The sequence below is a fragment of the uncultured Plantibacter sp. genome, from assembly GCF_963518075.1.
Lineage (GTDB): Bacteria > Actinomycetota > Actinomycetes > Actinomycetales > Microbacteriaceae > Plantibacter > Plantibacter flavus_A.
In genome coordinates this window covers 21,587-32,877 of sequence record NZ_CAUQHZ010000021.1, presented here as the reverse complement: position 1 = coordinate 32,877, position 11,291 = coordinate 21,587, and the positions used below count along the sequence as shown (strand labels likewise).

9 protein-coding genes are annotated in these 11,291 nt (G+C 70.9%); 4 read left to right on the top strand and 5 right to left on the bottom strand.

The features are described 5' to 3' along the window. Nucleotides 1–41: 41 nt before the first annotated feature. Entirely contained in the window at nucleotides 42–851 is an 810-nt protein-coding gene (locus RWN05_RS17075; RefSeq protein ID WP_314140464.1) for a MerR family DNA-binding transcriptional regulator, read from the top strand. Nucleotides 852–910: 59 nt separating this feature from the next. Then, complete coding sequence (locus RWN05_RS17070; protein WP_314140462.1) at nucleotides 911–2,233, top strand: GNAT family N-acetyltransferase; 1,323 nt, start codon at nucleotides 911–913, stop codon at nucleotides 2,231–2,233. Between the two features lie 43 nt (nucleotides 2,234–2,276). Here RWN05_RS17070 and RWN05_RS17065 read toward each other — a convergent pair whose 3' ends face one another. Both RWN05_RS17065 and RWN05_RS17060 read right to left on the bottom strand, forming a co-directional pair. Then, complete coding sequence (locus tag RWN05_RS17065) at nucleotides 2,277–2,654, bottom strand: bleomycin resistance protein (protein ID WP_314140460.1); 378 nt, start codon at nucleotides 2,652–2,654, stop codon at nucleotides 2,277–2,279. Between the two features lie 38 nt (nucleotides 2,655–2,692). Continuing rightward, complete coding sequence (locus tag RWN05_RS17060; RefSeq protein WP_314140459.1) at nucleotides 2,693–3,529, bottom strand: dienelactone hydrolase family protein; 837 nt, start codon at nucleotides 3,527–3,529, stop codon at nucleotides 2,693–2,695. A gap of 166 nt (nucleotides 3,530–3,695) precedes the next feature. Between RWN05_RS17060 and RWN05_RS17055 the strand changes: the two genes are divergently transcribed. Both RWN05_RS17055 and RWN05_RS17050 read left to right on the top strand, forming a co-directional pair. Beyond that, on the top strand, nucleotides 3,696–6,788 hold the full coding sequence (locus tag RWN05_RS17055; protein WP_314140458.1) for a lamin tail domain-containing protein: 3,093 nt from the start codon (nucleotides 3,696–3,698) through the stop codon (nucleotides 6,786–6,788). A gap of 388 nt (nucleotides 6,789–7,176) precedes the next feature. Further along, nucleotides 7,177–7,983, top strand: a complete 807-nt coding sequence (locus RWN05_RS17050; RefSeq protein WP_079003361.1) for a MerR family transcriptional regulator — start codon at nucleotides 7,177–7,179, stop codon at nucleotides 7,981–7,983. Between the two features lie 12 nt (nucleotides 7,984–7,995). Here the strand turns inward: RWN05_RS17050 and RWN05_RS17045 are convergent, their stop codons facing one another. The 3 genes from RWN05_RS17045 to RWN05_RS17035 form a co-directional block, all read right to left on the bottom strand. Further along, the gene (locus tag RWN05_RS17045) at nucleotides 7,996–8,880 is read right to left on the bottom strand and encodes a DUF2268 domain-containing protein (protein ID WP_079003360.1); all 885 of its coding nucleotides are present in this window, start codon (nucleotides 8,878–8,880) and stop codon (nucleotides 7,996–7,998) included. 237 nt (nucleotides 8,881–9,117) lie between these two features. Next, nucleotides 9,118–10,083, bottom strand: coding sequence for a BadF/BadG/BcrA/BcrD ATPase family protein (locus tag RWN05_RS17040; protein WP_314140457.1), 966 nt, complete (start codon nucleotides 10,081–10,083; stop codon nucleotides 9,118–9,120). A gap of 2 nt (nucleotides 10,084–10,085) precedes the next feature. Further along, nucleotides 10,086–11,258, bottom strand: coding sequence for an SIS domain-containing protein (locus tag RWN05_RS17035; protein WP_314140455.1), 1,173 nt, complete (start codon nucleotides 11,256–11,258; stop codon nucleotides 10,086–10,088). Nucleotides 11,259–11,291: the final 33 nt, after the last annotated feature.

Below are 11,291 nucleotides of genomic sequence, written 5' to 3'. Positions count from 1 at the left end.
GGAGTTGACTCTCCCGTAGGGGGAGACGGGATGCTTGAAGCATGTTGCACATCGGAGAGTTCGCAGGCATGACCGGGTTGAGCGTGAAGGCGCTCCGCCACTACGACGAGAAGGGCGTGCTGGTTCCAGCCGAGGTCGATCCCGACTCCGGCTACCGCCGCTACGGCGAGGAGCAGGTGCGTTCCGGCGTGATCGTGAAGTCACTCCGCGACGCCGGCGTCCCGCTCGCCGCCGTGGGCGTGACCGTCGCCGGCGCGGATCCGTCGACCGCGATCGACGTGCACCACCGTCTCGTCCTGGAGCAGCGGGAGCAGGAGGACCACGCCTTCGCACAGGCCCGCGCGGTCGTCGCGTCACTCGCGGCACCGGTCGAGATCGTCGAACGCTCCCTCCCTCCCCAGCCCTACGTCGGCCGGGTGCTCACCGTGCCGCGCGGCGACGAGGACTCGGTGACCGATGACGACGCGAACGAGCAGTTCTCGCAGCTCTACGTCGCCGTGCAGGAGGCCGGCGTCGGGCCGACGGGGCCGTTCTGGACCGCGCTCCGACCGGGTGAGCAGGGGGCGGTCGAGATCGTCTGCTGCTGGCCGACCTCGTCGCAGCTCGAACCGACGTGGGGTGGTGACGAGACCACGGTCGACGTACTGCCCGAGCGGGCCGAACTCGCTGCGGTCTGGCGACCCGAACCGGGCGTCGAGCTCCCGGAGGGATCGACGCACCCCGCGGTGGTCGCCCTGTTCGATGCGATCGCGGAGCGGGGGATCACGATGCCGACCACCGAGCTCCGGCAGCGGGTGCTGGGCCAGACTGCCGACGAGTATACGGTCGAGGTGTCGATCACCCTGCCGTGAGGTCGCGGTCCCAACGCGCTTCCCGGGGGCGTGTCAGGCCGGGTCGTTAGGGTGGACTCGTGGCCAACAGCAAAGATTTCGACGCCCGTTACGAGCTCCGTGAGTTCCCGTTCGCGAACGGGGCCGACGGCGAACCGACGCCCGAGAGCCTTGCGGCCCTCGACGCCATCGGGTTCGGCTTCCACGAGCCCACCCCGAAGCCGGAGGCGCGCAAGCGCAAGGTGAACGACCTCATCGCCGACGAAGCGGTGCTGCTCGGCGCCTACGTCCGCAAGCCGCAGCCCGGTTCGGTCGACGAGACCTGGCCCGCCGGCACCTTCTCCTGGTTCCCGAAGACGCTCAGCTGGGGCGACGGCACCAGCATCAACACGCAGGCGATCTCCGACGTCACGGTCCGCCCGACCGAACGTCGCCGCGGCATCCTGCGCCGCATGATGACGCAGGCTCTGGAGCGCGGCGTCGCCGACGGCTATGCGATCGCGGCCCTCACCGCCAGCGAGGGCACGATCTACCGTCGCTTCGGGTTCGGCTCCGCGATCCGTGAGCGCAACGTCGTCGTGAAGCGCGCGAAGGCGCTGCCGTTCCTCGCGCCGACGAGCGGCATCGTGTCCGTCGTCACGCCCGAGTACCTGGTCGATGGCGTCGCGCGTCAGGTGTTCGACCGCTTCGACGAGCGCTCGATCGGGTCCATGGTCCGCAACACCGGATCCTGGCCGTTGGTCCTTGGCACGCTGGGTCGCGACGGCGAACCGGCGAAGGACACCCGCGCCGCCGTGCACCGCCCGGCCGACGGCGAGGAGGTCGACGGCTACGTCACGTGGCGCATGGTCGAGCAGCCCGGCGGACAGACCGGCATCGAGATCATCGACCTCGTCTACGCGACCGACGCGGCCTACCTCTCCCTGTGGGAGTTCCTGCTCTCCATCGACCTCAACGACGTCGTGAAGTACAACCGTGCCAGGCTCGACGACCCGATCGTCTCGGCCCTCGGCGACAACCGCGCGTACGACATCGAGCACGAGGAGGACCACGTGTGGCTGCGCGTCCTCGACCTCCCGGCCGTCTTCGCCTCGCGTCCGTTCGCGGTCGACGGCACGTTGACGATCGCCGTCACCGACGCGCTCGGCTACGCGGCGGGCACCTTCCGCCTCGAGGTGACCGGTGGCCGCGGTACGGCTACGAAGCTGAGCGACGAGACCGACGCTGCCGGCGCCGACCTCGCGCTCGACGTGGCCGACCTCGGTTCGCTCCTGCTCGGAGCGGTCTCGCCGGTGTCACTCGCCGCAGCCGGTGTGCTGCAGGCGGCCGATCCCGCAGCGCCACTCCTGCTGCGGTCGATGCTCCAGACGCCGCGCGCGCCGCACGGGATCACCTTCTTCTAGGCGCTCCCGAGCAGCGACCCGCGGAACGTCGCGCCGTCGCGGATCAGTCGCGTTGCTCGATCAGGGTGAGCTGCGTGCCGTCCGGGTCGATGAGGAATCCGGCGCGGAGGCCCCAGTCCTGCATCCGGACCGGGTGGAGTCGCGGCGCTCCGGTCGTGCGTTCCGGGACGCCCGACCGTCGGATCGCGTCGTAGAGTTCGTCGACGTCGGCCACACGCAGGCAGCACATGAAGCTGCTCGACGCCGGGTCGAGGTCGGGTGCCGGGAAGAACTCGAGCTGCAGGCCGCCGCGGACGAGGATCAGCCAGCCCTCGTCTCGGAACGCGCGCTCGAAGCCGAACGCCGAGTAGAACGTCTCCGTCGCGTCGAAGTTGCGTGACGGCAGGTTCGGTGTCGCGCGGTCGTGTCGTGTCGAGGTCATGGAGTCGATGATCGCAGCGTGCCGGTCAGCTGGGAAGGTCAGGCCGACGCGGTCGGCGTCGCCAGCCGTTCGCGGAGGAAGGCGACCACGCGCTTGCGTGCTTCGAACGCCGGGTGGCCGGCGCGCTCGCGGACCTCGCCGGTGAGCACCGAGTGTGCGGTCTTCGCGAAGCCGGCGGCGTTGCCGGGGGAGGAGTCGAGTTCGATGACCTCGAACGCGTCGCCGAGCTTGGCTGCGATGGTGGCGAAGCGCTCTCGAGGCACGGCCCGGTCCTCGCTGAAGCGGAGGCCGAGCGCGCAGACCGAACCCTGAGCCGCACGGGCTGCGACGGCGTCGAACTCGGCGGCGGACATCCCGGCGTCGACGCGGCGGGCGCGGCTCACAGGGAACGGCGTGGACGGCTGGCTCATGACGGAGGCGAGGACGTGCTCGTCGACGGCAGCCGCGAGCGCGAATCCGCCGGTGAAACACATTCCGATGACGCCGACGCCAGGACCAGGCGTGCGGCCCGCGAGGTCGGCGGCCAGTGCCCGGACGTGGTCGGCGACGGGTCGGTGGGCGCCGGTCGCGAACGCCTTGAACTCGGCGGAGACGCAGACTTTGCTCACGCTGGCGAGCGTGTAGCCGATGGTTCCTTCGTGTCCCGGCGTCCCGAACGGCGAGGGGATCGCGACCGTGAACCCCTCAGCGACGAGGTGCTCCGCGAGTCCGAGGACCTCGGGCGTGAGTCCGGGCAGCTCGGGGATGAGGACGACGCCCGGCCCGGACCCCTTCTCGAAGCGGTCGTGCGTGACGCCGCCGCCGGTGAACGAGGTCCGCACCCAGCCGGTGAGGTCTGCGCGTGGAGCGATGTCGGTGGTCGCATCGTCGGTCATGGGGTGAGCGTAGTCCTGGTCGCTGCGTCAGATCTGCTGGATCGTGACACGTCCCGCCTGGGAAGCCACCTGTCGTTCACCTCCCGGTCACCCCCGCTCCTCCACCCGGCCACCCCGCGCCGATGGGATGGGACACGATCCCCGTCCCTTCGTGCCCTGGAGACCCATGCCCCGCCTCAACCGCGTGTTGACGATGACCGCCGCGTGCGCCATCGGTGCGACCGCCCTCATCGCGACGCCAGCCGCCGCCATCGCCGCCCCAGCGCCGGGGCTCCAAATCAACGAGATCGAGTCCTCCGACGGCGTCCCCGGTGACTGGATCGAGTTCACCAACACCGCGACGACCGCCGTCACGCTCGATGGTTGGGTCGTGAAGGACAACAAGGACGACAAGCCCTACGCCTTCCCGGCCGGCACCGTCGTCGAGCCCGGCGCGTTCCTCGTCATCGACGACACGCAGTTCGGCTTCGGTCTCGGCAAGGACGACTCGGTCCGGCTGTTCGATCCGACCGCCGCGATCGCCGACGAATACTCGTGGACCGCACACGCCCCGGTCACCTACGGTGTCACCGCCGACCGCGCCGGCTGGGCCGAGACCACCGAGTCGACGAAGGGCGCCGCGAACGTCTTCACCACACCCGGGGTCCCGGAGACCGACGGTGCGATCCGCATCAACGAGATCGACTCCCAGCCGTCCGACTGGGTCGAGTTCTTCAACCCCGGCACGACGGCCCTCGACATCTCGCGCTACGAGATCCGCGACAACTCCGACGATCACCGCTGGCAGTTCCTGCCCGGCACGTCGATCGCCCCCGGCGAGTTCCTCGTGGTCGACGAGGCGACGATCGGCCTGGTCGGCGGCACCGAGACGCAGGGCGCGTTCCGTGACCCGATCGGCATCGGCAGCGCCGACGAGATCCGCCTGTTCGACGCGACCGGCACCCTCATCGACCGCTCGGGAACGTGGAGCGGCCACGCGGCCATCGACGGTGACTTCATCGCCGCCACGCTCGCCCGCTGCCCCGACGGTGAAGGCGACTTCACGCTCGCACGTATCACCAAGGGTGCCGCGAACGACTGCGTCCTCCCGAACGTCGCGATCAACGAGGTCGAGTCGAACAAGGACACGACCGACTGGGTCGAGATCGTCAACCTCGAGGCGACCGCGCTGGACATCTCCGGCTGGACACTCATGGACAACGACCCGGTGGGCCACGCCGCCGACACGACCCCGCTGCCCGCGGGCACGATCCTCGAGCCCGGCGCGTACTTCGTCTTCGACCAGAATGTGAACTTCGCGTTCGGGCTCGGCAACGGCGACACCACCACCGTGCGGAACGCCGCTGGCGCGACGGTCGCCGAGTACAGCTACGCGGCTCACGCGGACGGCGTCTTTGCGCGCTGCCCCGACGGCACCGGCGAGTTCGTCGACACTGCCGTTTCCACCAAGGGCCTGCGCAACGCCTGCGGTAATCCGGTGCGTATCAACGAGGTCGAGTCCGACGGCGGATCGCCCGACGACTGGATCGAGCTCGTCAACCCGACGACCGCTGCGCTCGACGTCTCCGGCATCGTCGTGAAGGACGACGACGACACCCACGCCTACGCCATCCCCACCGGCACGAGCATCGCGGCCGGCGGCTACCTCGTCATCGAGCGCGCAGCCCTCGGCTTCGGGCTCGGCGGCGGCGACACGGTCCGTCTCTTCGAGGGCGACGCCCTGCTCGACTCGACCACCTGGGGCGAGGGCCACCCGGCGAACACCTGGGGACGCTGCCCCGACGCGACCGGCGCCTTCGCTGCGACGGCCGAGGCCACCAAGGGCACGGCCAACGTCTGCGCCGGTGAGATCCCGGTCGGCCCGTGGCCCGGTTCGCCCGACGTGACGGTGCTCGACACCAAGCCGATGTTCCTCGAGGACAGCTCCGGACTCGACACCCAGGTCACCGCCGACGGCGCGTTCCTCTGGGCGGTCGACAACGGCACCGGCTCGTTCTGGAAGCTCGCGATCGCAGAAGACGGTTCGGTCTCGTTCGTCGACGGTTGGGAGAACGGCAAGCGCGCCCGCTTCCAGAAGGACGCGTCGAACCCCGCCGCTGCCGGCCCCGACACCGAAGGCATCACCGTCGACGGCGCAGGTTCCGTCTATGTCGGCGTCGAGCGCGACAACAGCGTGAAGGGCACGACGCTCAACGCCGTGCTCAAGGTCGACCCGAACGCGCCCGGCCCCGACGTCGTCGCCTCCCAGGAGTGGGACCTCACGGCCCTGCTGCCGACGGTCGGTGCGAACCTCGGTGTCGAGGCCGTCGAGTGGGTGGCCGACGGCGATCTCGCCGGCAAGCTCTTCGACGACAACACGAAGGCGACGTACGACCCGGCGAACTACGCGGGCCACGGCGACGGGCTGTTCTTCGTCGGCGTCGAGGACACCGGCGACGTGTACGCGTTCGCACTGAACGCCGACGGCTCGGCCACGCTGATCTCGACGATCGACCCGGGACTCCCGGCGGTCATGGCGCTCGACTACGACACGACGCTCGGCGTGCTGTGGGCCGTGTGCGACGACGGCTGCGCGGGCACCGGTGCGCAGATCACGCTGAACGGGACCGAGCAGCCCGGCATCGCTCAGGTCGAGCGTCCGGCGGGACTGCCCAACCTCAACAACGAGGGCTTCGCGACCGCGCCGGCCTCCCTGTCGGTCGACGGTGAGCGTCCCGTGTACTGGTTCGCCGACGGTTACGCTTCCGAGGCCCTGCGTCTCGGGTCGCTGCCCGGAACGACCACGCCGCCCGTGACGCCCCCGACCGGTGGGGTCACGCCACTGCCCGGGACGAGCCTCACCGAGGCCAACCGCGGTGCGATCACGCTGGCGGACACGGTGCGGCGGGGCGAGACCGTGACGGTCGGCCTCGAGGACCGCTTCGCCGCGACGGCCGTCGAGGTGTGGCTGTACTCGACGCCGGCGCGGATCGCCGCCGGTACGACGAACGCCGCCGGTGACCTGCTGGCGACGATCCCGGCCGACGCGACGCTGGGCGACCACCGGGTCGCGGTCTACGCGGCGGACGGCTCGCTCATCGGTTGGACCGAGGTGCGGATCGTCGCGGCCGACGGGACGACCGTCGACGGTGCGGCGTCGGGTGGGGCGCTCGCGACGACCGGGACGGAGCTGCCGTTCGGCACGATCGGCGCTGGGGTCCTGCTGGTCCTCCTCGGTGGTGTCCTCGTCGCGATGCGAGCGCGTCGCCGGGCGGCCTGACCAACTGAACGTCCGCCGGCCCCGGGAGCACACAGCTCCCGGGGCCGTTCGCGTCACCCGTCGGGCCTGGTGCCAGCGCGGTGCGCTGGGGCCGAGCGCGGGTCTGGCGCGTGGGCGCGGGTCTCCGGAGGGGTGCGCTCAAGCCGGGAGATGCACACTCGCGCCGAGGGGCACACTCACGCCGGCGTACCGCGCTGGCGAGTTCGGTACCGGTGTCAGCGCGGTGCGCTGGGGCCGAGCGCGGGTCTGGCGCGTGAGCGCGGGTCTCCGGAGGGGCGCGCTCGCGGGTGTGGGGCGCGCTCGGGCCGGGTCGGGTGCATTCGCGTCAGCGCACCGCGCTGGCAGAGGGCAGAGGACGCAGGTCGGACCCGGGTGCGATGCTGGGGGGATGGACGAGCACGGGAGGGCCGAGGGTGGTGTGACCGTCGGTCGGGCGGCGGCCGAGATCGGCGTCAGCGTGCGGACGCTGCACCACTGGGACGAGATCGGCGTCGCGCAGCCGTCCGGAAGGAACCGGAGCGGCTACCGCTCGTACCTGCCCGTCGACATCGCCCGCCTCCGACGCGTCGTGCTCCTCCGCGACCTCGGTGTCCCGCTCGCTCCCATCCCCACCCTCCTCAGCGCTCCGGCCGCCGAACGACGGGCGGAGCTCACACGGCGTCGGCGCGAACTCGGCGACACCATCAACCGACTCGAAGCCGTCGCCCGGTCCGTCGACCGCCTGCTCGAAGCCGACGAGGTCGGCGTGCTCGTCCCCGAGGATGAGCGCCAGGCGGTGTTCGGCGACGACTGGAACCCCACGATGACTGAGACCGCCCGCGCCCGCTGGGGCGACTCCGCACAGTGGGCCGAGTACGCCGAGCGGTCCGCGACCCGCACGTCGGACGACTGGCGCGCACTGGTCGGACCCATGCGCGACCTGGTCGACGAACTCGCCGAGGCCAAGCGCGCCGGTGTCGTCGCCGGGAGCGAGACGGCGAACACCCTCGCCGAACGGCATCGCGTCGCCCTCGGCGAGTACTTCCACTGCACGCCGTCCATGCACGTGATCATCGGTCGTCTCGCGCTCACCGAGCCTGGCATGGCCGACACCTACGACCGGATCGAGACCGGCCTCGCCGCGTGGCTCTCACGGGTCATCGATGCGAACGCACACAGCCACGGCGTGGACCCCGAGAACGCCGTCTGGGAGTGAGGGCGATCCGCCTCAGCCCAGCTCGCGGAGTGCCACCTCGATGATCGTCGCGCTCGGAACGTGCAGCGCCTCCGCGGCGGTCGTCCCCGTCGCCGACAGGTAGGCGTCGACGAGACGGTTGCCCGCTGCATACCCGGCACCCATCGGTAGACCGACCGGCTCACCCCCGTATCGCAGCGCGGCTTCGTCACCGTGCACCCACGAGACGAAGTGCTGCATCCCTCCGACGTCCAGACCCTCGACGACCCGGTCGAACACCGCGTCGTCGTCGAGGTGCGCGACACCGATCGGCGTGTAGCCGGACGGCCCGTGCAGCTGCCGGGCGAACGTGTCCGCGAGCCCCTCCGACACCACTTGCTCTCCGACCACGACGGTCGCCGGATCCCACACCACCCCACCCGGCGCGTACCGCAGGTTGTGGTTGAGCTCGTGGACGGCGGCCGCCTCGAGGCGGGCGAGGTTCTCTTCGGTCGGCCAGAGGATGAGGGAGATGAACCCGGTCGCGCTGCCGTTACCGATGAACCCGCGGATCGACTCCATGAAGTAGGTGTCGTCCGGGTCGCCGAGGACGAGCAGGACGGTGATGTCGGGGACCACGAGGGTCGGCACCGCCGCGAGCTGGGTGGCGACCGCCGCGTCGAGCGCCCGTGAGGTCCGTCCCCAGGCGTCCGCCGCGACGAGCCGGTCGAGGGCGTCGACGACCCGATCCCGGCTCCGATCGATCGGGAATCCCGAGCCCATCGTGTGCATGGCGAGCAGGTCGACCTCGCCCGGGAAGTACCGGTACATGTCGGCGACGGGCTCGAGCATGGCGCGGAGTCGCGCGGGTTGATCGGCTTCCGGTGCGTCGAGAACGGAACGCATGCCGGTGGCGGTGTCGAGGATCGTGATCGTCATGGTGACGACGCTAAAGCCTCACGCCGCGTGAGGGTCAAGCTTCCAAGTAGCCCGTCCTCGCGCCAGCGCGGTGCGCTGACGCGAGTGTGGCGTGCCCGGCGTGGCCGCTGCGCAACCGGCGTGCCCGCGCCCCGCGCGCGTGAGCGCGCCCCTCCGGAGACCCGCGCTCGCGCGTCAGGCCCGCGGTCGCGTCAGCGCACCGCGCTGGCCTAAGGCGACGGCGGGTGGAGGAGCGGGCTACCGGGAGCGCAACACCTCGAGCGCCTGGGGCGAGAGCGGTGACCCGGCGCGCTTCGCGGCGTACAGCGCGGCGCCGATCGCCGGACCGAACAGCGGGGTCCGGAGTTCGTACCGGGCGGGCAGCGCCGCGATGGCCTGCTCGAAACCCGACCGCACCGGCTCGGCCGAGAACACCCCGCCCGAGTACGACACCGGAACGACCTCGTCGCCGCTGAAACCGAGCTCCACGCGCGTCGCCTCGACGATCTCCGCCAGCTCACCGCTCGCGTCGGCCAGGATGCGCTCGGCGACCTCGTCACCCTGGTCCGCGGCCGCGACGACCGTCTTCGCGAGGTCCGCGATGCGGCCCCGCTGACCCTTCCACCGGTTCATGACGACGTCGATCACGTCGAGGTCGCTCGTGATCCCGACCCGCGCCCGCACCAGCTCGGCGAGCGGACCGCGTGGCAGGCGGCCGTCGCTCATCCGCGTGAAGGCGTTCAAGCCGCGGGCGGCGATCCAGTACGCCGACCCCTCGTCACCGAACAGCTCGCTCCAGCCGCCGACCCGGTGCCCCCGGCCACGGCGCTCGCCGTACGTCATCGAGCCCGTGCCGCTGATGACGTTGATGCCGTCGACGGCGCCGAGCGATCCGGCCCAGCCGCACACCATGTCGTTGTCGCAGGAGAACCGGTCATGGCCGAGCACGTCGCGCGGCAGCGCATCGAGGTGGGCGATGTCGGAACTCACCTCGCCGTACCCGGGAAGGCCGAAGAAGGCCTGATCGATGTCGGCGGTCGTGACGTCCGCCTGCCGGCACACCTCCGAGACACCCTCGGTGAGGATGCGACCGACCAGCTCGATCCCCTCGTCGAAGTAGTAGCAGCTGGCCGTCCTCGCTTCCGCGAGCACCCGTCCGGCGTCGTCGAGCAGCACGAAGGCCGTCTTCGACCCGCCACCGTCGACGCCGAGGTACCGCGCCACGACTACTGCTCCTGCAGCTGAGCGGCGACACTCCGAGCGTCGTCGACGCCGTCGAACTCGTGGATCCGGACCCCCTGCACGACGCGGTTCACCGTGCCGCTCGGGAACGGGTTGTCCGGGGTCGCGCCGAGCTGCAGCGAGTAGGACAGGCCGAGCAGCTGCGCGACGAGTACGTAGCCGATCGCGAGCTGCGCGTCATCGAGGCCGGCGAGCTCGGGCAGCACCCAGTCGTACACCGTCGCGTCGGCGACGGGCTCGGAGGAGATCGCGATCACGCGCTCCGGCGAGAGCGTCTCGCGCAGTTCGGCGACGATGTCGAGGTCGTACCGCCGCGTGTACGGATCGGAAGACAGGTAGACGACGACGAGCGTGCTGTCGTCGACGACCGCCTTCGGTCCGTGACGGAACCCGAGCGCCGAGTCGTAGTAGGTGACGATCCGTCCGGCGGTCAGCTCGAGCAGCTTGAGCGCCGACTCCCGGGCCAGACCGGTGAGCGGGCCGCTGCCGATGTAGACGACACGTTCGCAGCCCTCGTTGGCGAGCGCGCGGATGTCCACCTCTCGGTGGTCGAGGATCGTCGTCGCGCCGGCCGCGAGCGCCTGCACCGCGGCGTCGTCCGCGCCGCCGAGGATGAGGAGCACCGAGAGCAGCATCGAGCTGAAGCTCGACGTCATCGCGAAGCCCTCGTCGTTCGACCGCAGGGGCATGAGGACGGTGAGCGACGAGGCGCGGTCGTGGTGGCTTCGGTACAGCTCGCCGGTCTCGTCGCACGTGATCACCAGGTGGTGCACCTCGGTGAGCGACTGGTCGGCGAGTTCCGTCGCGGCCACGCTCTCGGGGCTGTTGCCGGAGCGGGCGAACGACACGAGGAGCAGCGGGACGTCCTCGGCGAACGACTCCTGCGGGTTGGAGACGATGTCGGTGGTCGCGACGGCGTCGATCCGGCGATGGAGCGTCCGGGTCAGGGCGGGTGCCGCGATCTCGCCGATGAAGGCAGAGGTCCCCGCACCGGTCAGGACGATCCGCAGCTCGGGTCGGGCGAGGAGCGGTGCGAGGAACGCGTCGATCTCCTCGCGTCGGGCGGCGATCCCCGTCGACGCCTCGAGCCAGACGTCGGGCTGCTGGGTGATCTCGCGGACGGTGGCTTCCGAACCGACGATGGTGGTGATGGACACGGTTGCTCCTGGGGTGGGTCGAGGTGATGAGGG

Bases quoted from the DNA above. Each gene is read 5' to 3' on its own strand.
- RWN05_RS17075 (WP_314140464.1), top strand. From the start codon at position 42: ATGTTGCACATCGGAGAGTTCGCAGGCATGACCGGGTTGAGCGTGAAG.
- RWN05_RS17065 (WP_314140460.1), bottom strand. From the start codon at position 2,654: ATGACCTCGACACGACACGACCGCGCGACACCGAACCTGCCGTCACGC.
- RWN05_RS17060 (WP_314140459.1), bottom strand. From the start codon at position 3,529: ATGACCGACGATGCGACCACCGACATCGCTCCACGCGCAGACCTCACC.
- RWN05_RS17055 (WP_314140458.1), top strand. From the start codon at position 3,696: ATGCCCCGCCTCAACCGCGTGTTGACGATGACCGCCGCGTGCGCCATC.
- RWN05_RS17050 (WP_079003361.1), top strand. From the start codon at position 7,177: ATGGACGAGCACGGGAGGGCCGAGGGTGGTGTGACCGTCGGTCGGGCG.
- RWN05_RS17045 (WP_079003360.1), bottom strand. From the start codon at position 8,880: ATGACGATCACGATCCTCGACACCGCCACCGGCATGCGTTCCGTTCTC.